The organism is Amycolatopsis sp. A1MSW2902, from assembly GCF_017312175.1.
GTDB classification, from domain to species: domain Bacteria; phylum Actinomycetota; class Actinomycetes; order Mycobacteriales; family Pseudonocardiaceae; genus Amycolatopsis; species Amycolatopsis nivea.
The window spans coordinates 1,388,961-1,414,142 of record NZ_QJPO01000001.1 but is presented as its reverse complement, the minus strand read 5'-3'; the positions used below and the strand labels follow the sequence as shown (position 1 = coordinate 1,414,142).

General features: G+C 70.0%; 22 protein-coding genes and 1 pseudogene. 10 read left to right on the top strand and 13 right to left on the bottom strand.

All coding sequences use genetic code 11. The annotated features are described in order from the left end of the window. Positions 1 to 60: 60 nt before the first annotated feature. The gene (locus tag DMP23_RS06600; RefSeq protein WP_037820595.1) at positions 61 to 771 is read left to right on the top strand and encodes a TetR/AcrR family transcriptional regulator; all 711 of its coding nucleotides are present in this window, start codon (positions 61 to 63) and stop codon (positions 769 to 771) included. Between the two features lie 204 nt (positions 772 to 975). Here the strand turns inward: DMP23_RS06600 and DMP23_RS06595 are convergent, their stop codons facing one another. From DMP23_RS06595 to DMP23_RS06570, 6 genes are all read right to left on the bottom strand, one after another. Further along, positions 976 to 1,605: a TetR/AcrR family transcriptional regulator gene (locus tag DMP23_RS06595; RefSeq protein ID WP_037715077.1), complete on the bottom strand. Its 630-nt coding sequence runs from the start codon at positions 1,603 to 1,605 to the stop codon at positions 976 to 978. A 106-nt stretch (positions 1,606 to 1,711) separates the two neighbouring features. Continuing rightward, positions 1,712 to 3,406, bottom strand: a complete 1,695-nt coding sequence (locus DMP23_RS06590; protein WP_337820459.1) for a flavin monoamine oxidase family protein — start codon at positions 3,404 to 3,406, stop codon at positions 1,712 to 1,714. Then, positions 3,403 to 4,179: a carbon-nitrogen hydrolase family protein gene (locus DMP23_RS06585; protein ID WP_337820458.1), complete on the bottom strand. Its 777-nt coding sequence runs from the start codon at positions 4,177 to 4,179 to the stop codon at positions 3,403 to 3,405. The genes DMP23_RS06590 and DMP23_RS06585 overlap by 4 nt, the downstream gene beginning before the upstream one ends. Next, entirely contained in the window at positions 4,176 to 5,561 is a 1,386-nt protein-coding gene (locus DMP23_RS06580) for an amino acid permease (protein ID WP_337824369.1), read from the bottom strand. The genes DMP23_RS06585 and DMP23_RS06580 overlap by 4 nt, the downstream gene beginning before the upstream one ends. A gap of 885 nt (positions 5,562 to 6,446) precedes the next feature. Further along, positions 6,447 to 7,712 carry a sensor histidine kinase gene (locus tag DMP23_RS06575; protein ID WP_337820457.1) on the bottom strand — a complete coding sequence of 422 codons (1,266 nt, stop codon included), beginning with the start codon at positions 7,710 to 7,712 and terminating at the stop codon, positions 6,447 to 6,449. A gap of 5 nt (positions 7,713 to 7,717) precedes the next feature. Further along, positions 7,718 to 8,401 (bottom strand): response regulator transcription factor, encoded by a 684-nt coding sequence (locus DMP23_RS06570; RefSeq protein WP_037820604.1) that lies wholly within the window; start codon positions 8,399 to 8,401, stop codon positions 7,718 to 7,720. Positions 8,402 to 8,492: 91 nt separating this feature from the next. On the opposite strand from DMP23_RS06570, the pseudogene pip reads away from it, so the two are divergent. The 4 genes and pseudogenes from pip to lpdA all read left to right on the top strand — a co-directional run. Then, positions 8,493 to 9,431, top strand: a pseudogene (gene pip, locus DMP23_RS06565) (prolyl aminopeptidase); the annotation flags it as partial. A gap of 75 nt (positions 9,432 to 9,506) precedes the next feature. Continuing rightward, positions 9,507 to 9,911: a nitroreductase family deazaflavin-dependent oxidoreductase gene (locus tag DMP23_RS47995; RefSeq protein ID WP_439098613.1), complete on the top strand. Its 405-nt coding sequence runs from the start codon at positions 9,507 to 9,509 to the stop codon at positions 9,909 to 9,911. A 55-nt stretch (positions 9,912 to 9,966) separates the two neighbouring features. Further along, complete coding sequence (locus DMP23_RS06560; protein WP_443111251.1) at positions 9,967 to 10,746, top strand: lysophospholipid acyltransferase family protein; 780 nt, start codon at positions 9,967 to 9,969, stop codon at positions 10,744 to 10,746. Positions 10,747 to 10,937: 191 nt separating this feature from the next. After that, a complete protein-coding gene (lpdA, locus tag DMP23_RS06555; RefSeq protein WP_337820455.1) occupies positions 10,938 to 12,323 on the top strand; it encodes a dihydrolipoyl dehydrogenase in 1,386 nt (461 codons plus the stop codon). Here the strand turns inward: lpdA and DMP23_RS06550 are convergent. Both DMP23_RS06550 and DMP23_RS06545 read right to left on the bottom strand, forming a co-directional pair. Next, positions 12,313 to 12,813, bottom strand: coding sequence for a GNAT family N-acetyltransferase (locus DMP23_RS06550; RefSeq protein WP_337820454.1), 501 nt, complete (start codon positions 12,811 to 12,813; stop codon positions 12,313 to 12,315). The two genes, lpdA and DMP23_RS06550, sit on opposite strands and share 11 nt — an antisense overlap. Positions 12,814 to 12,850: 37 nt before the next feature. Then, complete coding sequence (locus DMP23_RS06545; RefSeq protein WP_337820453.1) at positions 12,851 to 14,044, bottom strand: MFS transporter; 1,194 nt, start codon at positions 14,042 to 14,044, stop codon at positions 12,851 to 12,853. Positions 14,045 to 14,207: 163 nt separating this feature from the next. Between DMP23_RS06545 and DMP23_RS06540 the strand changes: the two genes are divergently transcribed. Continuing rightward, positions 14,208 to 16,109, top strand: a complete 1,902-nt coding sequence (locus DMP23_RS06540; RefSeq protein WP_337820452.1) for a S8 family peptidase — start codon at positions 14,208 to 14,210, stop codon at positions 16,107 to 16,109. Between the two features lie 45 nt (positions 16,110 to 16,154). Here DMP23_RS06540 and DMP23_RS06535 read toward each other — a convergent pair whose 3' ends face one another. Continuing rightward, positions 16,155 to 16,787 carry a class I SAM-dependent methyltransferase gene (locus tag DMP23_RS06535; RefSeq protein WP_134730547.1) on the bottom strand — a complete coding sequence of 211 codons (633 nt, stop codon included), beginning with the start codon at positions 16,785 to 16,787 and terminating at the stop codon, positions 16,155 to 16,157. 58 nt (positions 16,788 to 16,845) lie between these two features. On the opposite strand from DMP23_RS06535, the gene DMP23_RS06530 reads away from it, so the two are divergent. Continuing rightward, on the top strand, positions 16,846 to 17,583 hold the full coding sequence (locus DMP23_RS06530; RefSeq protein WP_037820615.1) for an SDR family oxidoreductase: 738 nt from the start codon (positions 16,846 to 16,848) through the stop codon (positions 17,581 to 17,583). Here DMP23_RS06530 and DMP23_RS06525 read toward each other — a convergent pair. Then, on the bottom strand, positions 17,567 to 18,598 hold the full coding sequence (locus DMP23_RS06525) for an SDR family oxidoreductase (protein ID WP_337820451.1): 1,032 nt from the start codon (positions 18,596 to 18,598) through the stop codon (positions 17,567 to 17,569). The two genes, DMP23_RS06530 and DMP23_RS06525, sit on opposite strands and share 17 nt — an antisense overlap. A 71-nt stretch (positions 18,599 to 18,669) precedes the next feature. On the opposite strand from DMP23_RS06525, the gene DMP23_RS06520 reads away from it, so the two are divergent. Next, positions 18,670 to 19,548 carry a LysR family transcriptional regulator gene (locus DMP23_RS06520; RefSeq protein ID WP_037820620.1) on the top strand — a complete coding sequence of 293 codons (879 nt, stop codon included), beginning with the start codon at positions 18,670 to 18,672 and terminating at the stop codon, positions 19,546 to 19,548. Here DMP23_RS06520 and DMP23_RS06515 read toward each other — a convergent pair. Beyond that, on the bottom strand, positions 19,545 to 21,011 hold the full coding sequence (locus tag DMP23_RS06515) for an ABC transporter substrate-binding protein (protein WP_337820450.1): 1,467 nt from the start codon (positions 21,009 to 21,011) through the stop codon (positions 19,545 to 19,547). The two genes, DMP23_RS06520 and DMP23_RS06515, sit on opposite strands and share 4 nt — an antisense overlap. A 101-nt stretch (positions 21,012 to 21,112) precedes the next feature. Between DMP23_RS06515 and DMP23_RS06510 the strand changes: the two genes are divergently transcribed. After that, positions 21,113 to 22,444 (top strand): LVIVD repeat-containing protein, encoded by a 1,332-nt coding sequence (locus DMP23_RS06510; RefSeq protein ID WP_337820449.1) that lies wholly within the window; start codon positions 21,113 to 21,115, stop codon positions 22,442 to 22,444. Positions 22,445 to 22,621: 177 nt separating this feature from the next. Here DMP23_RS06510 and DMP23_RS06505 read toward each other — a convergent pair whose 3' ends face one another. Both DMP23_RS06505 and DMP23_RS06500 read right to left on the bottom strand, forming a co-directional pair. Beyond that, positions 22,622 to 23,026 carry a hypothetical protein gene (locus tag DMP23_RS06505; RefSeq protein WP_337820448.1) on the bottom strand — a complete coding sequence of 135 codons (405 nt, stop codon included), beginning with the start codon at positions 23,024 to 23,026 and terminating at the stop codon, positions 22,622 to 22,624. Positions 23,027 to 23,028: 2 nt separating this feature from the next. After that, entirely contained in the window at positions 23,029 to 23,955 is a 927-nt protein-coding gene (locus tag DMP23_RS06500; protein ID WP_337820447.1) for a TetR/AcrR family transcriptional regulator C-terminal domain-containing protein, read from the bottom strand. Positions 23,956 to 24,072: 117 nt separating this feature from the next. Here DMP23_RS06500 and DMP23_RS06495 point away from each other — a divergent pair, with 117 nt between their 5' ends. Further along, the gene (locus DMP23_RS06495; protein WP_337820446.1) at positions 24,073 to 25,134 is read left to right on the top strand and encodes an FAD-dependent oxidoreductase; all 1,062 of its coding nucleotides are present in this window, start codon (positions 24,073 to 24,075) and stop codon (positions 25,132 to 25,134) included. The last annotated feature ends 48 nt before the right edge of the window (positions 25,135 to 25,182 follow it).

Below are 25,182 nucleotides of genomic sequence, written 5' to 3'. Positions count from 1 at the left end.
ATGCCGCAGCGCGGAACCGCGTGTGGCCGAGCCGGGCGGTCGCCGGTTACGGTGCACGCCATGCCGACTTCGCGTGCCGGACAGCGCGCCCGGTCCCGTTCCGCCGCCGGGCTGCCCGCGGTCACCGCGAAGAAGGTGATCGACGCGGCGGTGAAGCTCACCGTCGAACGCGGCCTGGAGAACTGGACGCTGCGGCAATTGGCCGCCGCGATCGGGGCGTACCCGGCGGTCGTCTACCACCACGTAGGGGATCGCGACGCGGTCGTGTGCGCGGTGCTCGACCGGGTGGTCGGCCAGCTGCGGCTGCCCGACGAGAAGCTGGACTGGCAGGAGTGGTTCGTCGAACTGCTGACCGGTCTGCGCGAGGTGCTGCGCAAGCACCCGGGCACGGCGCGCCGGATGGCGTCGTTCGGCCCGTCGGTGGCCGCGGCCACGCCCACGGTGGACCGCGGCGTCCGGATGCTGCTGGACGCCGGCTTCGGCGACGAGAGCGCGCTCGCCTACACGATGCTCACCACCACCGCGTGCCAGTACGTCGCGCTGGAGGACGACCGGGACTGCAGCCTCGGCCTGCGCCTGGACAACACCGAGGAGTACGCCTCGTACCACGACCGCGAGGATCTGCCCGGGATGGCCGCGCACGGCCGCGCGATGCGGGAGCTGCTCGCCGACCCCGCGGCCGCCGCCGGTTACCATCCGCAGCTGTTCGACTTCGCGATCCGCAGCTGCCTGGACGGGCTCACGTGCCGATTGGCCCGGTTGCGCGGCTGAAATTCGCGAAATTGCCCGGCCGGGGCGTCCGCGCTGGGCCGTCCGCGTGGTCGTGGTGAAAAGTCGGGCTGTCGCCGCGCCGACCGACACCGATTCGACGCCTTCCCGGCGTAGCGTGGACAGCTACCGGGGGCCTCGCCTCCGGAAGGGGCCCCCGGCACTTTCCTCCCCCCTCGTGGTGCCGGGGGTTCTCCTTCCGGTACGTCAGTGCTGGGGCGGGTGCTGGATCGCGGGGAAGACCTGGCCGACCACGGTCACGAGCGACATGGTCAGCAGCGTGTGCACCTGGCGCCGGTCCAGCGAGCGGTGCACGAGCCATTCGCGGCCCGCCGCCTTCACCATGCCGGCGAACGCGCGCACCGCGGCGTTCAGCTCCTCGCCGTGCGCGCTGTCGCGGGACAGCCCGACCGCTTCCAGGACGCGGTCGGCGGACGCGCGGTCGGCCTCGGCGACGATCCGGTCTACCTCCGGATCGCGGCCGATGCCCTCCGGCGCGATCGCGGCGAGCCACAGCTTCTCCTGCCCGCGCACCATGTCGAGCAGCCAGTCGATGGCGGCGTCCGCGCGTACTTCCAGCGGGCCGTCCGGCAGAATCTGCACCGCAATCCGTGGCACGGTAAGCGCGCGCCGAACGATTTCGAGGTACAACTCCCTTTTCGTTCCGAAATAATGATTGATCAGTCCGCGGGCCACGCCTGCCTCGGCCGCGATGTCCGAAGTGGACACTTCCGAATACGGTCGTTCGCCGAACAGCCGCGCCGCACAGGCGTAGATCTGCTCTTTGCGTTCGTCCGGTTCGAGTCGCCGCCACTTCGGCGCCGGATCGGTGCTCATGACATCAGTTTGGCATGATCGGTTCAGTAAGGCGGAACAGCCGGGCGGAATGTCGCGGCGGAAACACGTTCGGCTGCTACCGCGCGGTATGGGTTGACGGCTTTGCTCAGTCCGGGAGTTCGATCGGCGCGAGGTCCGCGAAACGGTCGCCGGGGCCGGGATTCGCCGGATCGCTCGTGCCGCCGAAGTGCCGCTGCACGCCCCATACCGCGTTGAGCGCGGTCTGCACCGCGCCCTCGGCCCAGCCCGCCGTCCACGAGATGTCGTCGCCCGCAAGGAACAAACCGCGATAGCGCTCGGGCAGTGAATCCTGCACGAAGTGCGTGAAAAGCCGGTGCTGGTACCGGTAATGCCCGGGCAGGTTCGCCTTGAACGCGCCCATGAAATGCGGTTCGGCCTCCCACGACACGGTCACCGGGTCGCCCACGATGTGCCGCCGCACGTCGACGCCGGGGTAGATCTCGCGCAGCGACTGCAGCATCACCTCGACGCGGTCGGACACGCTGAGCGGCAGCCACTTCAGCGAATCGTCGGCCCACGTGTAGGACAGGCAGATCACCGCGGGCCGGTCCGGGTCGTCGCCGAGAAGGTAGGTGCCGCGCGGCATCCGGTCGGTCAGCGTCATGCTCATCGTGTCGCGGCCGGTGACCGGGTCGCGGTCGAGCCAGAACGGCCGGTCGACCGGCACGAACACCTTGGAGGAGGCCATGTAGTGGGTACGCTCGATGGCCGTCCAGTGGTCGATCGGGAACAGCGCCTCGTCGCATTCGATCTTCGACAGCAGCATCCAGCTCTGCGCGGTGAACACCGCCGCGCCGAACGTGCGGATGTGGCCGGAGGCGTCGGTGACGGTGACGTTGTTCGGCGCGGTGCGATGCAGTCGCGTGACCCCCGGGCGGGGCGCGCCGTTTTCGTGCAGGGAAGCCAGATTCGTCCCGGACGGCCAGTGCGCGAGCTTCTCCGGGACGTGCTCCCACAGCCGTTTCGGAAGCTGTCCGCTGCCGCCGACGATGCTGCGGTGCTCGTCGTCCGCGCCGGTATAGACGACCCGGAGGATTTCCAGAATCGAGTTCGGGAAGTCGGTGTCCCAGCCGCCGGTGCCGAATCCGACCTGGCCGAAGATCTCTCGATGTTGGAACGAGGAAAACGCCGGGGAATCGCACAGGAATCCGTAGAAGGTCTGGTTGTCGAGCCGGGGCACCAGCTCGTTCCAGATCTTTTTCACCGTCGCGACGTCGCGATTGCGGATCGCGGTCTGCATCTCGGCGAACGAGGCGTGTTCATCGAGCGTGCGCTGCCACGCGCGCGCCACTTCGCCGTACACGTCGGGCAGATCTTCGGGCGTGCGCGCGTAATGGCTGCGGCCCTTGAGATCGACCACCGTGCTCGGCGTGGCGGGCGAAAGCGGGTTCGGGAACGGCGTGGTTTCCAGCTCGGCCTTGGCGATGTAGTGGAACAGCGACGTCGACGACGGCGGGAACCGCATCGCGCCCATCTCGGCGACCACGTCGTCGGGCAGCCCGGGGAAGCGGTGCGTGCGCAGCCGCCCGCCGATGCCGTCGATCTCGTAGACGACCGGCCGCAGCCCGAGCTTCATCAGCTCGTAGGCGGCCACGATGCCGGAAAGGCCGCCGCCGATCACCGCGACCTCGGTGCCGTGCGCCTGCTCCGGCACGCTGCCGAGCCCGGCCGGATGCGCGAGGTAGTCGTCGTAGGCGAACGGGAAATCGGGGCCGAACATGGTGATCGGCCGGCCAGCGGGTTCCTCGGCGTGGATCGCGGCGGGAACTGCGGAGGTCATGCCCGGGGTCCTTCGGTGAGAGAGCGGTACAGCGACGGCCGTCGGTCGGCCAGGTACGGGGTTTCGGCTCGCGCCTGGGCGAGCACAGCGGGGTCGAGTTCGGCGAACAACAGCTCTTCGTCCGGCCCGGCCTTCGCGACGACTTCGTTCGGCGACGCGACTGTCGAGCGTCCGCAGTAGGTGAGTTCGCCTTCGGTGTCGCAGCGGTTCGCGTACACGACGTACAGCTGACTTTCGTGCGCACGAACCGGAATGAGCAGGTCGGCGATGCGCTCGTACGGCCGCATCAACGCGGTGGGTACCAGCAGCAGTTCGGTACCCGCGAGCGCGTGCGCGCGGACCAGCTCGGGGAACTCGACGTCGTAACAGATCAGCAGACCGACCCGGATGCCGTCGAATTCGGCCTGCACTACCGGCTCGTCGCCAGGCGAGAGCTGGTCGCGGTCGAGATCGCCGAACAGATGCGTCTTGCGGTAGTTCGCGAGCCGTTCCCCTTGCGCGGACAGCAATTGCGCCGAGTTGTACACCGCGTCGCCGTCGCGCTCGGGATAGCCGTAGACCACCGCGATCTGGTGTTTGGCGGCCAACGCGCCCAACTCGGCGGCTCGCGGTCCATCCGCTGGTTCGGCCAGCTCCCCGACGGCTTTCGCGCCGATGTTGTAACCGGTCGTGCCCATCTCGACAGTCACGATCAGCTCGGCACCGCGCTCCGCCGCGGCGGCCATCGCCTCGGGCAGCCGGTCGAACGGTCCTTGGTGGACAGCGATGATCATCGGACGCCTTCCGCGAGCCGCGAGCGACGGATGCTGTAGCCGAAGTAGATGACGAGCCCGACCAGCATCCACGCGCCGAACACGACCCAGGTCGCCCCGTCGAGGCTGAACATCATGTACGCGCAGCAGGCCATCCCGATGATCGGCGTGACCGGCGAGAACGGCACCCGGAACGTGCGCTGCGCCTCGGGACGGCGTTTGCGCAGGATCAGCACGGCGACGTTGACCAGCCCGAACGCGAACAGCGTCCCGATGCTGGTGGCGTCGGCGAGCTTGCCGAGCGGGATGAACGCGGCGAGCAGCGCGACGAACCCGGACACCACGAAGGTGTTGGTGCGCGGCACGCCGGTTTTCTTGTGCACGGTGGACAGCGACTTCGGCACGAGCCCGTCGCGGGACATGGCGAAGAGGATCCGCGTCTGTCCGTACAGGACGGTCAGCACGACGCTGGAGGTCGCCACGATCGCGCCGATCGCGAGCAGGATCGCCCAGAGCGGGTTGGCCGAGATCGTGGCGAGCACGTGCGACAGCGCGGCCTGCTTGTCGCCGAACTGCTGCCAGGGCATCGCACCGATCGCCGCGACCGCGACGAGGCAGTAGAGAACGGTCACGATGCCGAGCGACAGAAGAATCGCGCGCGGCAGGTCGCGCTGCGGATTGCGCGCCTCCTCGCCGGCGGTGGACGCGGCATCGAACCCGATGTAGGAGAAGAACAATTTCGCTCCGCCCGCGCTCACCCCGGCCATCCCGAGCGGCACGAACGGCGTGAAGTTCTGCGCCCGGACCGCGGTGAACGCGATGGCGCAGAACAGGATCAGCGTGCCGATCTTGACTACGACCATGATCGCGTTGGCCCGCGCGCTTTCCTTCGCGCCGGCCAGCAGCAGCACCATCGCCAGCAGCACCACGACGATCGCCGGAATGTTGACCAGCCCGCCGTCGCCCGGAGGCCCGCTGAGCGCTTCCGGCAACGTGACGCCGAAGGCCAGGTGCAGCAGTTCGTTGACGTACTGCCCCCACCCGACCGCGACTGACGCGACGGAGACGCCGTACTCCAGCACCAGACACCAGCCGCACACCCAGGCGACCAGCTCGCCGAGCGTCGCGTACGCGTAGGAGTAAGAGGAGCCGGAGAGCGGGATCATGCCCGCGAGCTCGGCGTAGGAAAGCGCGGAGAACAACGCGGTGATCCCGGCCAGCACGAACGAAACCACGACTGCGGGCCCGGCCACCGGAACCGCCTCGCCGAGCACGACGAAGATCCCGCTGCCCAGGGTGGCTCCGATGCTGAGCATGGTGAGCTGACTGAGCCCGAGCGTCCGCTTGAGCGGCCCGTGATCCGCCTCGGCCACCAAATCGGTGACCGGCTTGCGGCGCAGCATGGCCGTGCCGAGCCTCCCGCGCGCAGAAGTGGGACTGGTGCTCACCGGGCGGCTCCTAGCGATTGATTGTGACGCCACTGTCGACTTCGAGCCACGGTATCGATCGAAAATTGCCCCGAGAACCGAGATGTGTTGTGGATTGCTGGCGGTGACAGGTGATTCATTGCGCTCTCGGGGTCGGTTTCTGCGGGGTTGCTGCTGGGGATGGGTGGGGTTGCGGGCCGTCGATGACTGTAAGTGATCGGGGTGCGGAGGCTGGGGTGGCGGGTTTGTTTGCGCAGTTCAGGGCTGGGTTAGCGGGAGTTGCTCGGGATGAGGCTGAGGAGGATGCAGGGCCGGGCGGTTGCTCGAGGCCCCTGCTGGGGTGGCCGTGGGCGGCGGGCGGGGGTGGGCATCGCTGGGGCGGCTGTGGGTGGTGGGCCGGGGTGGGCATGGCTGGGGCGGCTGTGGGTGGTGGGCCGGGGTGGGCATCGCTGGGGTGGCTGTGAGCGGCGGGCCGGGGGTCGGCATCGCTGGGATGTGGGCAGGGCCGTCGTCGTGGCTGCGGCCCCTCGCACGGGGCCGGGGAAGTGAATGGAGCTGGGCCGCGGGTGCCGTGGCGCGTGCCCGCGTGCTGCTTGGCGGAGGTGTCCGGAGTGATGGGCGGGGCTGGGTTGCGGTTCCGGCGGATCGGGGCGGCTCCGTGATCGGGGCTGGTCGCGGGGACGGGCGAGGAATTCTGCGGTCAGTGGCGGCGGGTGAGGCGCGCGGTGTTGCCTGGCGGTGAGCCGGGAGAGCGGCACCCAGTCGTCTGCGGCGTGGGGATCTTGGCGGCGTGGTGCGCAGTTGCTCCGGCCGCGTGCAGCGGAGTCTGCGAGAGAGCAAGCACCGCCCGGCAAGGGCTGGTCAGGAGGCGGGAGCTTCCGGAAGCAGCAAGGTGAACGTCGGCGGATCGGGGCGCGACAGGCGCAACCGGCCGCCTTCGGCTTCGGCCAGGCTTCTCGCCAGGCGGAGGCCGATGCCGTGCCCGCCGGGGGTGTGGTCGGAGAACGGGTCTCGTTCGCCCAGGTCCGGGCCTTCGTCGACGACGTCCACGGCCAGGGCGCCGCCGGCGTCTCGGGCTCGGACGGTGATGGTTCCTTCGCCGTGGTTCACCGCGTTGTCCAGCAGGACGGCCAGCACCTGCCGCACCGCGGGGGCCGACGCGCGGACTGGGGGCGGGTCGGTGATCTCCAGGCGCAGTTCGCGGTGGTCGGGCAGCGCGACGTCGGTCAATTCCGTCAAGAGGGCGGAAAGGTCCAGCTCGTCGCGAGGGGTGCGGCGTTCCCGGGACAGCGCGAGCAGGTCTTCGACGGTCCTTTCCAAGCGGTCGGCGGCGGTGATTCCGGCGCGCACGGCCGCGTACGGGTCTCGGCCGGGGGTTTCCAGCGCGGATTCCAGTTGCAGGCGCAGTCCGGCCAGCGGGGTGCGGAGCTGGTGCGAGGCTTCGGCGGAGAAAGCGCGTTCCCGCTCCAGGGTTTCTCCGATGCGGGTCGCGGTGACGTCCAGGGCAGCGCCGACGCGGTCGATCTCCGGGATCGCCGAACGCCGGGACCGGGCGGAGAAGTCGCCTTCGCCGAGGCGAGCCGCGGTGCAGGCCAGGTCTTCCAGCGGACGGGTCAGCCGGGCGGCGATCCGGCGGGCCACCAGCCAGCTCGCGAGCACCGCGCCGATCGCGCAGCCGGCCATCACCAGCCAGGTGATGCCGACGTCGCGGGTCAGCGCCGAGCGGGGGAGCGCCGCGCGCACGATGCCGGTGAGACGGGCGCCGGTCAGCACCGGGACGGCCAGCACGTCCTCGTCGCCGACCTTCTGGTTCAGCATGTCGCTGCGGGTCACGGCGACCCCGCGCACGACGTCGTCCGCGGTGGGCGGGCCCTCTCCGGCCAGGAGGTGGCCCTTCGGGTCGTAGACGCCGACCTCCGCGCCGTCCTCGTTGTCCGGGACCTGGAAGCGTTCGCCGGCGGCGAGCGCGTCGGACACCACGACGGCCGTCCCGTCGGCGGCCCGCTCCAGCGCGGCCGTGGTGTGCGTGCGGAAGTACCACAGCGCCCCGACGGCGAGCGGCAGCCCGAACAGGCTCGTGGCCAGGACCGCCGCGAGGACGGTGAGCGTCACGATCCGGCGGCGCACCCCGTTCAGTCCCCCTCTAACCGGTATCCGTGCCCGCGCAGGGTGGCGATCCTCGGCACCTCGTACGGCGACTCGGCGGCCGAGGCGAGCTTGCGGCGCAGCGCGGCGATGTGCACGTCGAGCGTCTTGGTGGAGCCGTGCCAGTGCGAATCCCACACGTCCGACATCAGCGTGTCCCGGCTCACCGCCTGCCCCGGCTGGACGGCCAGCCGCGCGAGCAGGTCGAACTCGCGCGCCCGCAGCACGACCTCGCGGCCGTTCAGGCTGACCCGCCTGCTCGCGATGTCGACCTCCAGCGCGCCGATCCGGACGACCGGCGTCGACGGCGCGGCGGGCGCTCCCCGGCGGAGGTGCGCGCGCACCCTGGCGAGCAGTTCGGCCAGCCGGATGGGCTTGGTGAGGTAGTCGTCGGCGCCAGCTTCGAGCCCGACCACGACGTCCATTTCGTCCGCCCGCGCGGTAAGGATCACCAGCACCGCGCCCGGCAGGGCCGAACGCAGCCGCCGGCACACCTCGACGCCGTCGACGTCCGGGAGGCCCAGGTCCAGCAGCACGAGATCGGCCGCCGTCTCGCGCAGTGCGCTCCGGCCGTCCCGGCACCATTGCACTGTGTGGCCGTGCCCGCGCAGCGCGGAGTCGAGGACGCTGCCGATCGCCGCGTCGTCCTCCACCACCAGTACCTTCGCCATGCGGGAAGCCTAACCGGAGCATCCCCGCCGCGTCCGCACGTCCACAGTGGACCCCCAGCGGGACGCGGCCGAGGTCGGGCATAGTGGCTGCATGCTCGGTCTGTACCCGGAACTCGATCCGTACGACCACGGGATGCTGCCGGTCGGCGACGGCAACACGCTGTATTGGGAGGAATGCGGCAATCCCGAAGGCAAACCGGTCGCGTTCCTGCACGGCGGGCCCGGGGGCGGCGCGTCCGCGCGGCACCGGCGGCTGTTCGACCCGGAGCGCTACCGGATCGTGCTGTTCGACCAGCGCGGCTGCGGCCGGAGCACGCCGCACTGCAGCGAACCGGACGTCGACCTCTCGGTGAACACGACCTGGCACCTGGTGTCCGACATGGAGCAGCTGCGCGAGGACCGCGGCATCGACCGCTGGCAGCTGTTCGGCGGCTCGTGGGGCAGCGTGCTCGCGCTCGCCTACGCCGAGACCCATCCGGAGCGGGTGACCGAGCTGATCCTGCGCGGCGTCGCGACGCTCCGGCTCAAGGAAGTGCAGTGGCTCTTCGGCGGAGGCGCGGCGTGCGTGTTCCCGGAGGCGTGGTCGCGGTTCCTCGCGCCGGTGCCGTACGCGCGCCGCGGCGGCGACCTGCTCGAGGTGTACCACGAACTGCTGAATCACCCGGACCCCAAGGTGCACGGGCCCGCCGCGCTCGCGTGGAGCCGGTGGGAGGGCGAGACGGTGAAGTTCACCCCACGGGAAGAGGTGGTGGCGGCGTTCGCCGAGCCGGAGTTCGCGCTCGCGATCGCGCGGATCGAGAACCACTACTTCCGCCACGGCGGCTGGCTCGCCCCGGACCAGCTGATCCGCGGGGCCGGGAAGCTGTCGGGCATCCCGTGCGTTCTGGTGCAGGGCAGGTACGACGTGGTCACTCCCGCCACCACCGCCTGGGAACTCGCGCAGGTGCTGCCGGGCGCCGAGCTGAAGATGATCGGCGACGCCGGGCACGCCTTCGACGAACCGGGCACGCTGCACGAGCTGATCAGCGCGACCGACCGGTTCGCGGCAGGGTGGGAGGGCAGGTCCGGGCTGTCGAGCGCGGAAGTCGAACGAAAGGAAATCCGCATGCTGTTCGGTGACGAGCACGTTCGCCGTTACGAGGAGACCGACGGGGAGGTCGGGCACGACTGGCAGGAGGGCGTGCCGACGCTGGTGCTCACCACGAAGGGGCGCAAGACCGGGCAGGACCGCAAGTTCGCCCTGATCTACCAGGAGGACGACGGCAACCCGGTGATCGTCGCCTCGAAGGGCGGCGCGCCGAACCACCCCGGCTGGTACCTGAACCTGCAGGAGAACCCCGAGGTCCGCGTGCAGGTGCGGGCGGACAAGTTCACCGCGCGCGCCCGGACCGCGACCGGCGAGGAACGCGCCCGGCTGTGGGACAAGCTCGCCGCGGTGTGGCCCGCCTACAACGACTACCAGAAGAAGACCGACCGCGAGATCCCCGTGGTGGTGCTCGAGCGGGTGTGATTCCCGCCGCGTCCTGAGGTCGCGCGGCACCGAACCGGAGCGTCTTCCGCTACGAATGACGCTCATGGCGCTGCGCACCCGGACCCGGGACCACTGGACCCCGCTCGAAGGGGAGCTGCTCGGCTTCCGCGGCATGCAGAGGTACGGCAGGCGCTTCGCCCGCTCCGGACGGGGCGCCTGGTACCACTTCGCGATCGAGGTCGTGTGGCAGCTGCTCGCCCTCACGAGCCGCTTCCGCGTGCGCGGCGCGCGGAACATCCCGCAATCGGGCGGGGTCGTGGTGGCTTCCAACCACCTGTCGAACGCCGACCCGACGACGCTCACCGCCTTCTGCCTCGGCTCCGGCCGGGTGCCGCGGTACCTGGCGAAGGCGAGCCTGTGGAACGCGCCGGTGATCAAGTCGGTGATGCGTTCGGGCAAGCACATCCCGGTCCACCGCGGCGCGCCGACCGCCGCGGGCGCGTACCGCGACGCCGTCGCCGCGGTGCGGGCGGGCGAATGCGTCGCGATCTTCCCGGAGGCCGGGCTCTCCGCGCACCCGGACGGCTGGCCGGCGAAGGGCAAGACCGGCGCGGCGCGCATCGCGCTGGAGACCGGCGTGCCGGTGATCCCGGTCGCGAACTGGGGCACGCACGAACTGCTGCCCGCCGGTTCCTGGTTCCCGCGCGTGCTGCCGCGGCGGAAGATCGAATTCGTCGCCGGCGAGCCGGTGGACCTCGCCGACCTGCGCGGGCGGGAGCTGACCAGGGACGTGCTGGAGGAGGCGACCGCGCGGATCATGACCGCGGTGACCGAGCTGCTGGCCGGGATCCGGGGCGTGCGCCCGCCTGCCTGACCGGCGGACTCCGCGGTACCCGCGGGCGCCACTGTGGACGATCCGGTTGCACTGGAAAAGGTTTCGCCGCGGATCAGACGGCGGAGGACGCGCCGCAGCAGCGGGCGGGCCGCCCAGGACGAGCGGCGGCCGGGCGGAAAGCGGGCGCCGTCACGCCGCCCCGAGCGGGCGCGGGAGGTAGTTTCAACGGTATGAGCGCAGACTATGACGTGGTGGTCCTCGGGGCCGGAGTCGGTGGGTACGTCGCGGCGATCCGGGCTTCGCAGCTGGGCCTGAGCGTGGCGGTCGTGGAAGAGAAGTACTGGGGCGGGGTGTGCCTCAACGTCGGCTGCATCCCTTCGAAGGCGCTGCTGCGCAACGCCGAGCTCGCGCACACGGTGAAGGAGGAGGCCAAGACCTACGGCATCTCCTCCGACGGGGAGATCCGGTTCGACTACACCGCGGCGTACGAGCGCAGCCGCAAGGTCGCGGACGGGCGCGTCAAGGGCGTGCACTTCCTGATGAAGAAGAACAAGATCACCGAGTACAACGGGCGCGGCACCTTCGTGGACGCCAACACCATCGAGGTGAACGGCGAGCGCATCACCTTCACCTACGGCATCATCGCCACCGGCGCGACGGCCCGGCTGCTGCCGGGCACGCAGCGCAGCGAGCGCGTGGTCACCTACGAAAAGCAGATCCTCGAAAGCGAGCTGCCGGGCAGCATCGTGATCGCCGGGGCAGGCGCGATCGGCGTCGAGTTCGCCTACGTGCTGCGCAACTACGGCGTGGACGTGACGATCGTCGAGTTCCTCGACCGGATGGTGCCGCTCGAGGACGCCGAGGTGTCGGCCGAGCTGGCCAAGCGCTACCGCAAGCTGGGGATCAAGGTGCTGCTGGGCACCAAGGTGGAGTCGATCGACGACTCGGGAGCCAAGGTGGCTGTGACCGTGTCGAAGGACGGCGAGCAGCAGGTGCTCGAGGCCGACAAGGTGTTGCAGGCCATCGGGTTCCGGCCGAACGTGGAGGGCTACGGCCTGGAGAACACCGGCGTCGAGCTGACCGAGCGCGGCGCGATCGCGATCGACGGCCGCGGCCGGACGAACGTGCCGCACCTGTTCGCGATCGGCGACGTGACGGCGAAGCTGATGCTGGCGCACGCGTCGGAGTCGATGGGCATCGTGGCGGCGGAGACGATCGCCGGCGCGGAGACCATGGAACTGGACTTCGTGATGATCCCGCGCGCGACCTACTGCCAGCCGCAGATCGCGAGCTTCGGCTGGACCGAGGAGCAGGCGCGCGAGAAGGGCTTCGACGTGCAGGTGTCGAAGTTCCCGTTCACGGCCAACGGCAAGGCGCACGGCCTCGGCGACGCGGCGGGCTTCGTGAAGGTGCTGAGCGACGCGAAGTACGGCGAACTGCTCGGCGCGCACCTCATCGGCCCGGACGTCACGGAGCTGCTGCCGGAGCTGACGCTGGCGCAGCAGTGGGACCTTACGGTGCACGAGGTTTCGCGCAACGTGCACGCGCACCCGACACTGGGCGAGGCAGTGAAGGAAGCGGTGCACGGACTGGCTGGTCATATGATCAACTTCTGATTCCTCGACGGTCGCCCTGGCCCGCGGTGGTTTCGCGGTCCGGGGCGCTGTCGTTTCCGGACAGGGAGAACACCAGTTCCGGCCGGGACCGCGAGATCTTCGGCGGTTTCGGCGGGACGGTCCCGATCTGCCGGGCACCCATGCGTTCGTAGAACTTCACCGCGGGCGGATGCGACACCACGCGCACCTCGGTCAGCCCGTTTTCCGCTGCCAGCTCGAGGATTCGCTGCACGAGCCGGGCGCCGAGCCCGGTTCCCTGTGCTTCGTCGGCGACGAACAGCAGGTCCAGTTCCGCATCGGCGAGCGCGGCGAAACCCACTGGCCCGGACGGGCCCCGGGCGACCAGAACCTGGTGCTGGCGCAGGTAATCCGGCGTGACGGCGTAGCCCTCCAGGATCGAGGCGTACTGGCCTTGGTAGGCCGACGAGGCGTGCATGAGGTCGGTGAGCGCGGCGGCGTCGGCAGCGGCCGCGCGGTCGATCTTGAACATGGCAGCCACGGTAACCGGCGCCACCGACAAAAACTGATCACCGACTCCGGCGGGCGGGCAACGCGGCGGCGCTGAGCAGACAGAGCACGGCGCCGATCCCCAGCGAGAAGCGCACGCCGACCACTCCGGCGGCGATCCCGCCGATTGTGATGAAAATAGGTTTGGCGGTACGGGTTCCGGTGGACCAGGCGGTGAGCGTGCGGGTCAGGACGGTGTCGTCGATCAGCGACAGCCGGTACGCCGAATAGGTCGGGTTGAAGATGCCCGCCACCAGCAACAGCCCGAAGTCCGCGGCGATCAGCAGGACGACTCCGGCCGGTCCGGGAAAGGCGAACGGAGCGGCGAGCAGCCACGGGGTACGCGCGAAACTCGTCCAGAGCAACACTTTCCGCGCGCCGTACCGAGAACTGAGCGTGGGCGCGAGACGCGCGCCGAGTAGCCCGCCAAGGCAGGGAACGCCGAGCACCAGCCCGTATTCCCAAGGCGCGAAGCCGAGATCCCGCAGCATCAGCACGGTTTGCAGTGGCGTGACCCAAAGAACCGCGCCGCTGAACAACACGGAGTTGAAGAACAGCGGGCGAAGTTCAGGGCTGCGCAGCAGAAAACGCCATCCGTCGGTGAATCCGCGGCGAGCAGGCCCGGAAGCAACCGCAGGCGGTGGTTCCGGCGTACGCAGACGACGGATTCCGAGTGCGGACAGCAGGAACGAGAACGCGTCGACGAGCATCGTCGCGGTCGCGCCCAGTCCGCCGATCAACACGCCGCCCAAGGGTGGTCCGGCCGACCAGCAGATCCAGTCGGTGCTTTCGAAGCGGCTCAAGGCGACAGCCCGTTCGTCCGGCGCGACAAGGGCTTTGAGGTGTGCGCCGCTGGCCGCGGAAAAGATGACGGCCGCGGTGGCGACGACGATGTCGACCGCATAGAGCTGCGGCATGGTCAGCACGTGCAGCGCAGCCGCCAGCGGCACGCTCGCCAGCGCGGCACAGCGGACCAGGTCTCCCGTGATCATCGCGGGACGCTTCCGGGCGAATTCGACGCGGGGCCCGAGCGGGAAAGCGAGGACCGCGCTGGCGGCGGCCGAGATGGCGGTGATCAGGGAAACCTGCCACGCGGGGGCGTCGAGCACGAGCACCGCGACGAGTCCGAGGGCACCCGCGCCGACCGTGCTGCCTGCCGTGCTGATCGCGTACGCAGCCCACAGCCGCGCGAAATCCCTCCCCAGGTTCGCCACGAGAGCAGAGTGCCAGCTCCGCTTCGGGCCGGGAAGCGCCCGTCGATGTCTCACCAGGTGGGCCATCCGGGCAGATACCACTTTGGTCGGTGGTATTGGCCGCGGTCGCTATTTAGATTCACGTGACCACAGTGGGTGGCCGGGGGCGAGGACAGGAGTTGTCATGAGAAGAACGAGCCGGGTAGCCGCGTATTCGGTGCCCCTCGCGGTCGGGGTGGTGCTCGCCGGGAGCGGGGTCGCCGTCGCGCAGCCGTCGGCGGCGGACGCGGCGAACGCGCGCGCTGGGACGGGGATCAGCGCGTTGCAGGGGATCAAGAAGACCCTCACCCCGGCCGAGCGGAAGCAGTCCAGCCAGCTGGTCGTGGAGAAGCGCCTGCGCGCGGACCGCGGTCTCGCCGCGCTGCTGCCGGATTACCGCACCGGTCTGCCGGTCACCCAGGCCGGCACGATTTCGGTCGACATCGCCGGTACTGCCGGAGCCGCGATCGCGAAGGCCGTGCGTGCCGCGGGCGGCACCGTGCAGTCCACCTCGTCCAATGGCTCGGTTCGCGCCCAGTTGCCGCTCAACGCGGTGGACCGGATCGCGGCGCGCGCCGACGTCCGCCAGGTCCAGCCCGCGACGCAGGCGATGACCTGGAACGAGCCCGACGCGCAGCGCCAGCAGCTGGCCAAGAAGGCCGTCGCCGCCGTGCAGGTGTCCGAAGGGGACAAGACCCACGGTGCCGACACCGCGCGCACGCAATACGGCGTGAACGGCACCGGCGTGAAGGTCTGCGTGCTTTCCGACGGCGTCAACTCGCTGAAGAAGTCGCAGGACGCGGGCGAACTGCCCGCCGTCGACGTGCTGCCCGGTCAAGCCGGCAGCGGCGACGAGGGCACCGCGATGCTGGAGATCGTCCACGACCTCGCCCCGGGCGCGACGCTCGGTTTCGCGACCGCGTTCACCAGCGAGTCGAGCTTCGCGGACAACATCCGCGCGCTGCGCAGCACCGGCAAGTGCACGGTGATCGTCGACGACGTCGCCTACTTCGACGAGTCGCCGTTCCAGGACACGCAGGTCGCGCAGGCGGTCAACGACGTGACCGCGGCCGGCGCGCTCTACTTCTCCTCCGCGGGCAACTCCGGCAACCTGACCGACGGCACCAGCGGTTACTACGAGGGCGACTTCCGTTCGTCCGGCACCGCGCTGCCGGGCGTCACCGGCACCCCGCACGACTTCGACCCGGGCAGCGGCGTGCAGACGACCGACCCGCTCTCGCCGGGTTCGCTCGGCAGGCCGGTGACGCTGTTCTGGTCGGACCCGTGGGGCCATTCGGCCAATGACTACGACCTGTTCCTGCTCAACGCTTCCGGCGGCGTCGTCGCCTCCAGCGCCAACTCGCAGGACGGTTCGCAGAACCCGTACGAGAGCCTGACCGTGCCGACGTCCGGCTCCGGCTACCGCGTCGCGGTGGTCAAGTACAGCGGCGCGGACCGGTTCTTCGCGCTCAACGTGATCCGCGGCCGGTTCGTCGACTCCGGTTCGCTCAAGGGCTTCAGCACCGCGGGCGTGACCTCGGGCCACTCGGCGGCGGCAGCGGCGTTCTCGGTGGCCGCGGCCCCGGCGGCGACCGCGTTCGGCCGTCCGCTGGAGACCGGCGACCCGGCGAACCCGGCCGGCCCGTACCCGGGCCTGTTCACCTCGGCCAGCAAGTGGGAACGCTTCACGTCCGACGGCCAGCGGCACCTCTTCTACAACGCCGACGGCACCGAGCTGACCCCGGGCAACGTGTCCTCGACCGGCGGCGCGACCCGCGCGAAGCCGGACATCACCGCGGCCGACGGCGTGGCCACCTCGGTCGCCGGCTTCCAGCCGTTCTACGGGACCTCGGCGGCCGCCCCGCACGCGGCGGCGATCGCGGCGCTGCTGCTGTCCGGCAAGCCGGCCGCGACCCCGGCGGACGTCCGCACCGCGCTGGTGTCGAGCGCGATCGACCTCGGCGCACCGGGATTCGACGCGGTGACCGGGAACGGCGTGATCATGGCGGGTCCGGCGCTGGCCGCGCTGGGCGTGCCGAAGAAGTAGCGGTTGCGGAAAGGGCGGGCTCCTCGACCGGGGAGCCCGCCCTTTTCAGCGTCCGGCGACCAGCAGGTGGAACGCCCTCGGCCCGTCGCCGAGCCGGTCGTGGCGGCGCAGTTCCAGCCCCGCGTCCGCGAGCGCCTTCTCGATCTCTTCCGGCGGCCGCAGCCGGAAACCGTGGCTGGTGAAGGGCATTTCGCGCATCATCGCGGGATCTCCGATGCCGACGACGAACCGGCCGCCGTTCGCGAGCACCCGCGCGACCTCGGCGAACGCGGGCACCAGGTCGGGGATGAAGTAGACGGTGTTGACGGTCAGCGCCGCGTCGATCGTCCCGTCGCCCAGCGGAAGCTCGGCCATTCCGGCCTGGTGCAGCACCAGCCGTCCGGCGGCGAGGTTCTTCGGGAACGTCCGCCGCGCCCGGGCCAGCGCTGTTTCGGAGATCTCCGCGCCGTGCACGGTGCCGCCTTCGGTCGCGCGCAGCAGGAGGTCCAGGCCGAGACCGCCGCCGAAACCCAGGTCCAGCGCGGTTTCGCCGCGGCGGATCTCCAGCGCTTCGACCGCTCCGGTGACCGGCCCGCGGTTGACGTTGTTGAGCAGCCGGACGACAGCCTGTCCGGCCCGGCCCCGCGGATGGCCCAGCTGTTTGGCGAACCCGGCGAGCAGCGTGTCACGTGGTCCCATGAACCCAGTGTGCCGCGATATGGCAACGTTCGGGCGAACGGACTTTGAGGAGGCCGACATGTCGGAGAAGACCGCCGTGGTCACCGGGGCCGGTTCCGGACTGGGCCGCCGGATCGCCGGTGCGCTGCTCGACGCGGGTTACCGGGTCGCGCTCGCCGGACGTCGCGAGGAGGCCCTGCGCGAGACGGCCGGTTCCGCCGCGAACGCGCTGGTCGTGCCCGCGGATGTCGCCGATCCGGCTTCGGTGGAGGCGCTTTTCTCGGCCGTGCGCAGCGAATGGGGCCGGTTGGATCTGCTGGTGAACAACGCCGGGGTGTCGCTCGGCGGCACCGTCGCGGATCTGTCCGTCGAGGACTGGCGGCGCACCGTCGACACGAACCTCACCGGCATGTTCCTGTGCGCGCAGCAGGCCGTGCGGCTGATGCGCGACCAAGACCCCCAGGGCGGCCGGATCATCAACAACGGCTCGATCTCCGCGCACGCGCCCCGTCCGGCGAGCGTCGCCTACACCGCCACCAAACACGCCGTCACCGGTCTCACCCGGTCGATTTCGCTCGACGGCCGCGCCTGGAACGTCGCGTGCGGACAGATCGACATCGGCAACGCGGCCACCGAGATGACCGAGCGGATGGCCGCGGGCATCCCGCAGGCCGACGGGCGGCTGCTGGCCGAGCCGACCTTCGACGCGGGCCACGTCGCCGACGCGGTGCTCTACATGGCGGGATTGCCGCTGGACGCCAACGTCCAGTTCCTCACCATCACCGCCACCACGATGCCGTTCATCGGCCGGGGATGACGTGGTCGCGGCGCAACTCGTCGAACAGCCGGTAGAACATCTGCTCAGTGTCCACATAGGAGTGGAAACCGGCGCGGCGTGACTTCGACGTGTCCGCGAACATGTCGTAGTCCCACGAGAACACGAAGTCGCCGAAGGCCCACGAAGAGACGTCGGCGTACGAAGCAGTGAGGCCGTGCTTCGCCGCCATCTCGGTCCACAGCGGTTCCTTATCGGCCATCACGGTCGTCAGCGGCAGCTGCAACGGCGAAGCGACTTCGAGGTCGAAGTACGCGGCCAGCTTCGGCCACAGCTCTCGCCAGCGAAAGAGGTCACCGTTGGCGATGTTGAACGCTTCGTTCTGACTGGACGTCGCCGCCCACACTGTGCCCTCGGCGAGCAACTGCGCGTCCGTCATCTCCAGCAGGCTGTCGTACGCGCCGGGCTTGCCGGGAAAGCGCAGCGGCAGGCCGAGTTCCTTCGAGATCGACGCGTAGACCGCGATCACGAGCGCGAGGTTCATCGGGTTCCCGAGCGTCGTCCCGCCGACCACGGACGGCCGGATCGCCGACCACGACCAGCCTCCTGCCGCGGCTCGGCGTTCGAGGAACTTCTGCTGGTCCACGTTGAATTCCGGCGGCATGTGCTGTCCGGCGTCGGCCTCGCGGGCGGGAGTCTTGAACGGGCCGAGGTGCGCGCCGTAGATCTTGTAGCCCTGCATCAGGCTGACGTGTTCCAGTGGGCCTTCGTCGAGGCCGTTCACCAGGTTCTCCAGCATCGCCACGTTCGGTGGCACGAGTTCCGCCCACGTAGGCCGGTCCTGGTAGGCGGCGTAGAACAGGTGCGTCGCGCCGACGCCGGCCAGCGCCGTCCGGGTGCCCGCCGGGTCGAGCAAGTCGACGGCGAGGCTGCCCTGTCCGCCGCGACGGGAGAGCCCGAGCACCTCCCAGCCGTCGAGAGTCCGCAGGTGGGAGATGAGTTTCCGGCCGATGATCCCGTTGGCCCCGGCCACGAGGGCCACGCGTGTGCTGCTCATGTCTTCGATCCTGACCTTGCTCGCGTGATGAGTCCAAGGCTTACTTCTCACCGCTTCGATAAACTGTGCTTATGACAAGCTTGCGGCAGCTCGAGTACCTGGTCACGGTGGTCGACACCGGTTCGTTCACCCGGGCCGCCGAGCAGTTGCACGTGACGCAGCCCGCGCTGTCGCATCAGATGCGGGCGCTGGAGCACAGCGTCGGCGGGCCGTTGCTGGAACGGTTGCCGCGTTCGGTCCGGCTCACGCCGATGGGGCGCGCGATGCTGCCGCATGCCCGCGCCGCGCTCGCCGACGCCGAACGTGCCCGGTGCGCCGCGCGACAGGCGTCTGGCCAGGTCGCCGGAGAACTGCTGGTCGCCACGGTCTACTCGGTGAGCCTCGGGGTGCTGCCGCCTGCGCTGCGCGTGTGGCGGCGCGAACGGCCGGACGTCGACGTGCGGCTTTTCGAGTACCGCCACGCCGACGAACTGCGCGACGCGATGCTGGCCGGAGAAGCGGATCTCGCGATCGGCCCGCGTCCGGCCGGGTGGACGGGCCCGGTGCGGACGCTGGGCACCGAAGAGTTCGTCGTCGTGCTACCGGCCGACGGTGCCACGGAGTCCACTTCGGACGGTACGGTCGACCTGGCTGACCTTGCCGACTGCGCGTGGGTGCACTACGCGCCTGGCCACGGCTTAGCCGAACTTCTCGACGCCGCTTGCGCAGAAGCCGGGTTCCGGCCGCGACCCGCGGTGCGCACGGAACAGACCGCCGCCGCACCGTTGCTCGCGGCGGCCGGATTGGGGCCCGCGCTGGTTCCGGCGAACGTGCTCCCCGCCGAGTTCAGCGGCCGGGTTTTGCGCCCTGGCAAACCGATTCGGCGAGAGCTGGTCGCTTACGGCCGCAGCGAACCGGATCCGTTGACGGCGGCGTTCGGCGAAGTGCTGGCGCAACACGCGCGGGTTTAGTCGCGCAGCCGCGTCAGGTCGATTCCGGCGAACGGCGTCGTCACCGCGTCGTGGACCCGGGCGGACCAGACGGCGTGGCCGTGCGCGGTCCACAGTGGAATCGCCGGAAGATCGCGCAGCGCTTGGTTTTCGGCGACCCGGAACAGCTGCGCGGCTTCTTCCGGCGACGCGGTGGTTTCGGCGGAATTGAGATCGGCGGCGAATCCGGCGTCGGTGTAACCGGCGGCGTCCGCGAGGGTGTGGAGGAGGTCGGCCGGGCTCGGCGAGACCGCCTTGACCTCCAGCGCGGACGGACCGGTCGGCTTGCCGCCGGTGGCTTTTCGCTGTGCGGTAACCGAAATTCCCAGACTCTTCGACAGGCCCGCGGCCAACGCCTGCGGCCAGGTGCCGTCGAAGCTGTCGTAGTACACGGCCGCGTCGCCGGTGAATCCGGCTTGGTCCAGCAGGGATTTGGCGGCCGGACCGTCGAAAGTGCACGGACGGCAGCTCCCGGACCGTTCGCCGGGCGCGACCGCCAGCGGCAGCAATCCCTTGGCCGCGTCCGCCTGGTGCGCGAGCGGACCGGACTCCAGTGCGGCGCGGTTGGTGCCGAGCGCGAAAGCATGCCGCACCGCGGGATCGGCGAAGCGCGTTGCCTCGGCGGAAAACACCAGGTAGCCGGCGCGGGGGAGCGCCCACATCGCGTGGCGGTCGGCGAAATCGGCGTGCATCGCCTCGTGCCGATCGCCCGGGACGGACGTGGCGACGTCGAGTTTGCCTTCCTTGACCTCGTCGTACTGCTCCGCCGGATTGCCGACGCGCAGCTCGATTTCCTTCGCCCGGCCCGGATCCGCGGCGACCCGGACGAGCTTGCCGCCGGAGCCGGACTGCCAGTCGCCCTCTAGACGCAGGGGGCCGTTGCCGATCGGATGGCGGGCGAACCCGTTCCAGTCGCGCGATTTCAGCACCGACGCGGGCAAGGGCACGAGCCCGGGCGCGGACAACCAGGCGGGCACCTGATTCGACGGCCGGTCGAGCACGATCCGCAGCTGCTTCGCGTCGACTGCGGTGATTTCCTTGGCTCGCAAGGACTTCGTGAGCACCGGTGTGCTGGCCCAGTGGTGGCCTGCGATCGCCTTCCAGGTGTCCACATAGGACTGCGCGGTGACCGTCGTGCCGTCGTGGAATTTCCCGGGCCGCAGCCGGACGGTCCAGGTCACCCGGTCGGTGCTGGTGATCGACTCGGCCGCGCGCGGGGTGACTTTTCCGCTGGCCGGATCGTAATCGGCGAGCGGAGTCCACAGCGCGCCGGTGACGAGCCGCCCGGACGGATCGGTGACGTCGGCGGGCAGCAGCGTGCCGGGTTCGCCGAGGCCGACCGACAGGACGCCGGGCCGGGCGGGTTCGGCCGACGACGAACAGCCGGAGAGACCGGCCGCGACGACGGCGGCGAGCGTGAGCGGGACCAGCAGACGCGATCGCATGCTGTCTTATTACCAGGTGGAAAGCAACGAAAGGCGGTTGTGTCCGGTTAGGGACCGTCTTAAAGTACTTCAGTCACACTGGGGTCTCTTGGAGGTTTCGCGTGCGCCGTTGGTGGATTCGCTCCGGACTGGCGATCGCGACCGCGGCGGCGACGCTCGTCGCCACCGGATTGCCTGCCGCGGCGTGCGAGGACGACAAGCCGGTCACCGAAGCGAAGCACAGCGTCGGCGATCCGGGCGCGGTCAAGGGCGTGCGGCCGGTCGGCAGCGTGCCCGACGCGCAAGGGGCCATTTCGGCGAACTTCCTCAGCTACGGCAAACGCGACGTGATGGTCGTGTCCGGCCAGTTCGGCCTGAAGGTGTACGACCTCACGGACAATCCGGCGAAGCCGCGCGCGATCGGCGAGCTGAGCCTGCCCGGGCTGTGGGAAACCGAGGACACCGAGGTCGACGCGAAACGCAAGCTCGTGTTCCTGTCCCGGGACCCGCGCGCGTTCAAGGGCAACACGCACACCGGCGAGTCCGGCATCTACGTGGTCGACGTGGCGCATCCGGAGAAACCCGAAATCCTCAGCTACGTCAAGGTCCCGGCAGGCCACACCACCAGCTGCGTCGACGACTGCCGCTACCTCTGGACCGGCGGCCCGGCGAAGGCCGACGACCAGCCCGCGGACTGGGGCGGCAGGCCGATCTGGGTCACCGACGTGCGCAACCCGCGCGCCCCGAAGGTGCACCCGGACCCGATCGAACTCGCCCGCAACGACGGCAAAACCGACTACGTGCACGACGTGCAGGTCGACAAAATGGGCGTCGCGTGGGTGTCCGGCGCGGGTGGCGTGCGCGGCTACTGGACGTCCGGCCTCCATCGCGACCCGGTGCAGAACCGCTACCGCCTGGCGAGCGCGCTCAAGCCGGTGCCGTACGCGGGCGGCGGAGTGTCGGAAACCGCGGCGCCGTCGAAGTTCCTGCACAACAGCTTCCACCCGGTCGGCTCCCGGGACGACGGCGCGTGGCGCGGGCACGACCTCGTGTACGCCACCGAGGAAAGCTTCCTCCCCGGCTGCGCGGGCGACGGCGTCCTGACCATTTCTTCGCTGGACGGCTCGTACCAGGGCGAAGGCTGGCGGTCGACGCCGGAGAAGCCGTTCCGGATGCGCAGCATCGGCACCTGGAGCGTCGCCGGGCAGGAAGGCAGCGACCCGGTGTCCGACGACTGCTCGGCGCACTACTTCGACCTGCGCGGGCACGTGCTGGTGCAGTCGTTTTACGCGCAGGGCACGCGATTCCTCGACGTGAGCGACCCGTCGAACCCGACGCAGATCGCGTACTTCCGCCCGGCGGACGCGGCTTCGTGGGCGCCGTACTGGCACGACGGATACGTGTACGTGGCGGACAACAAGCGGGGGATCGACATCCTCAAGCTCGGCGTGTAGCGGCGGGTCAGCCGCGCACCGCGGTCCAACCGGGCTTCGATGAGCGGCAGCAGGGGCTCCTGGAACCGCCTCGGTCGTGGGTCTACGGCAAGTTGGGGGTCTCGCGGGACATGCTCGGTGCCTGGGCGTGGGACGTACCGCTCGGCCGCATCGGCGTTCATGCCCACGCTTGACCGCTCAGCGGCCCGCCAGTTCGCGGAGGAACTCGCGCGCGGAGAAGGTGACCGCGCGCTCGGCGTACTCGTTGTCCGCCTCGTCTTCCTCCGGTACGCCGAAGTCTCGCCAGGTGACGATGTCGCCTCGCCGCGACACTTTGGCGGCGATGGCGCCGCACTCGATGTCTTCGCATTCGGGGCAGACGTACAGCAACGTCCGGCCATCCGGTGCGTCACCCGGCGCTTCGCCGAGCACGCGCGCCAAGCGCTGTGGGTCGTGTGGATGATCGGTTGCCAGCACCGAGATCAGATCCAGCTCGGCGTCGACCAAACTGCGCACGCTGACGCCGTCGATCTCGAAGTCGAGATACCTGCGCTCGGGCTGATACTTCCGGCGCTCGCGGACGGTCGGGACTAGGCGGATCACGCTCACTGATTCTGCCGTCCGGCACCCGCCCCGCCAACTGGATATCGGACAGCCAGCCCGTCCAGCAGCGCCTGCAGTCCGATCTCGAACAGGTGGTCCAGATCGAGGTCGTACCCCTCGGCAAGGTCCGCCACCATCCGCGCCAGGACCGGATACCGTCCGGAACCGGTCAGCGCCGCGTATCCCCGCGCCTGCGTCTCCATCCACTGGTCCTCGGTGATCCCGGTCGCCCCCATCGCGTGCCGCTCGCGTTCCAGATGGATCGCCGTGCCCTGAATGTGGTTGTAGAACAACACATTCAGATCGCACAGGTCAGCCGCGTTCAGGCCGAAGACCGACAACGCGGCCAGCGCGCGTTCGTTGTGCGCCGCCAGGTTCGGCAGCGGCCAGGGGCGGGTGAGCGGGACGAGATGCGCCAGCCACGGATGTCGCCGGTGCACGGACCACAGCGTGCGCGCCGACAGCTCCAACTGCGCCCGCCACCCCTCCGGTTCCCGTGCCGGGTAACCGGTTTCGCCGTAGACCGTGTCCGCCATCAGGAAGACCAGTTCGTCCTTCCCGGACAGATACCGGTACGGCGCCATCGCCGGAACACCCAGCCGCGCGGCGAGTCCGCGCATCGACAGAGCCGCGACACCTTCCGCGTCGGCGATGGCGATTGCCGCGCGCACCAACCGATCCCGGGTCAACACTGGCCGCTTCGCCTCAGTCTCAGCCTGCTGACCAGCGACGACATAACCCGACCGCGGTTCAGCGCGGAGCACGCCCTCGCGGCGCAACACATCGAGCGCCTTGGCGGCGGTGGCGTTCGCGACGCTGTGCGTCGAAGCCAGCTGACGCGTCGAAGGCACCTTCGCGCCCGGCGGCAGCTGCGAGATCTCGTCCCGCACCGCGGCGGCGATACGGAGGTACGGCGGGTCGGTCGGCATCGGGGTCCTGTCTGTACTAGATCAGCGGGTCATCTGTACTAGGTCAGTTTTGGCGGCGGAAGCCAGGTCACGGCAGGTTCATCAGGGTAATGATGCACCGTACCGAGGGGTGAGCAAATGCCTGAAGCACTGGTTTGCGGCGCGGGAGTCGCTGGTTGCGCGTCGGCCTACTGGCTGCGCCGCAGCGGCTACGACGTGACTGTCGTGGAGCGCGCCGAGGGGTTGCGCAGCGGAGGTCAGGCGATCGACATCCGCGGCGTCGCGCTGGAGGTCATCGACCGGATGGGCATCGGCGAGCAGGTCCGCGCCAAGCGCACGCGGATGCGCGGGATGTCGATGCTGGACGCGTCCGGCAACGAAGTGTTCCGTTCCGAGGAACGCACGTTCAGCAGCGGCCGGCTCGACAGCGCGGACATCGAGATCCTCCGCGACGACCTGGTCGAGCTGCTGCACGAGGCCGCCGGCGTCGAGTTCCGCTTCGGCGACGAGATCACCGCGCTCGACGCCGAGTCCGGCCGGGTCGAGTTCGCCAAGGCGCAGCCGCGCACGTTCGACCTGATCGTGGGTGCGGACGGCGCGCATTCGGCGGTCCGGCGGCTCGCGTTCGGGCCGGAGGACCAGTTCCGCCGCTACCTCGGCCAGTACCTGGCTGTTTTCCCGGCGGCCAACACCGTCGGCCTCGAGGACTGGCAGATCTGGTTCCAGGGCGAGGGCGTCGGCGGCGCGGTCTACCCGGTGCCGGGCAACGAGGAGATCCGGGTGACGCTCGGCTTCGCCGAACCGGAGTACCGCGAGATCCGGGACGTCGCGGAGCAGAAGAAGCTCATCGCGGACCGGCTGAGCGAGGTCGGCGGTCCGGTGCCCGAGCTGGTCAAAGCCATGGAAGATTCCGAGACCTTCTTCTTCGACGCCATGCTCCAGATCCACCTCGACCGCTGGACGACCGGCCGGGTCGCGCTGGTCGGCGATGCCGGGTACTGCGCGTCCGTGCTGTCCGGGCAGGGCACGAGCCTCGCCTTGGTCGGCGCGTACGTCCTGGCGGACTCCGCCGCCGACTACGAGACCCGGATGCGCCCGTTCGTCGAGCTGAACCAGGCGCTGGCTACGGAAAACGCGGCCGGACCCGCGTCGGAGGAATCGGTCGAGCGGGCGAAGAACGCGATCAGCCTGGACCGCTGACCCGCCAGCTGGCGGGAGATTCCCGCCGCCCGGCTGGCCCGGTCCGGC

What these genes read in the sequence shown, in the direction of transcription:
- DMP23_RS06600 (WP_037820595.1), top strand. Translation starts at nt 61, where the DNA reads ATGCCGACTTCGCGTGCCGGACAGCGCGCCCGGTCCCGTTCCGCCGCC.
- DMP23_RS06595 (WP_037715077.1), bottom strand. Translation starts at nt 1,605, where the DNA reads ATGAGCACCGATCCGGCGCCGAAGTGGCGGCGACTCGAACCGGACGAA.
- DMP23_RS06590 (WP_337820459.1), bottom strand. Translation starts at nt 3,406, where the DNA reads ATGACCTCCGCAGTTCCCGCCGCGATCCACGCCGAGGAACCCGCTGGC.
- DMP23_RS06585 (WP_337820458.1), bottom strand. Translation starts at nt 4,179, where the DNA reads ATGATCATCGCTGTCCACCAAGGACCGTTCGACCGGCTGCCCGAGGCG.
- DMP23_RS06580 (WP_337824369.1), bottom strand. Translation starts at nt 5,561, where the DNA reads ATGCTGCGCCGCAAGCCGGTCACCGATTTGGTGGCCGAGGCGGATCAC.
- DMP23_RS06570 (WP_037820604.1), bottom strand. Translation starts at nt 8,401, where the DNA reads ATGGCGAAGGTACTGGTGGTGGAGGACGACGCGGCGATCGGCAGCGTC.
- DMP23_RS47995 (WP_439098613.1), top strand. Translation starts at nt 9,507, where the DNA reads ATGCTGTTCGGTGACGAGCACGTTCGCCGTTACGAGGAGACCGACGGG.
- DMP23_RS06560 (WP_443111251.1), top strand. Translation starts at nt 9,967, where the DNA reads ATGACGCTCATGGCGCTGCGCACCCGGACCCGGGACCACTGGACCCCG.
- lpdA (WP_337820455.1), top strand. Translation starts at nt 10,938, where the DNA reads ATGAGCGCAGACTATGACGTGGTGGTCCTCGGGGCCGGAGTCGGTGGG.
- DMP23_RS06550 (WP_337820454.1), bottom strand. Translation starts at nt 12,813, where the DNA reads ATGTTCAAGATCGACCGCGCGGCCGCTGCCGACGCCGCCGCGCTCACC.
- DMP23_RS06540 (WP_337820452.1), top strand. Translation starts at nt 14,208, where the DNA reads ATGAGAAGAACGAGCCGGGTAGCCGCGTATTCGGTGCCCCTCGCGGTC.
- DMP23_RS06535 (WP_134730547.1), bottom strand. Translation starts at nt 16,787, where the DNA reads ATGGGACCACGTGACACGCTGCTCGCCGGGTTCGCCAAACAGCTGGGC.
- DMP23_RS06530 (WP_037820615.1), top strand. Translation starts at nt 16,846, where the DNA reads ATGTCGGAGAAGACCGCCGTGGTCACCGGGGCCGGTTCCGGACTGGGC.
- DMP23_RS06525 (WP_337820451.1), bottom strand. Translation starts at nt 18,598, where the DNA reads ATGAGCAGCACACGCGTGGCCCTCGTGGCCGGGGCCAACGGGATCATC.
- DMP23_RS06520 (WP_037820620.1), top strand. Translation starts at nt 18,670, where the DNA reads ATGACAAGCTTGCGGCAGCTCGAGTACCTGGTCACGGTGGTCGACACC.
- DMP23_RS06515 (WP_337820450.1), bottom strand. Translation starts at nt 21,011, where the DNA reads ATGCGATCGCGTCTGCTGGTCCCGCTCACGCTCGCCGCCGTCGTCGCG.
- DMP23_RS06500 (WP_337820447.1), bottom strand. Translation starts at nt 23,955, where the DNA reads ATGCCGACCGACCCGCCGTACCTCCGTATCGCCGCCGCGGTGCGGGAC.
- DMP23_RS06495 (WP_337820446.1), top strand. Translation starts at nt 24,073, where the DNA reads ATGCCTGAAGCACTGGTTTGCGGCGCGGGAGTCGCTGGTTGCGCGTCG.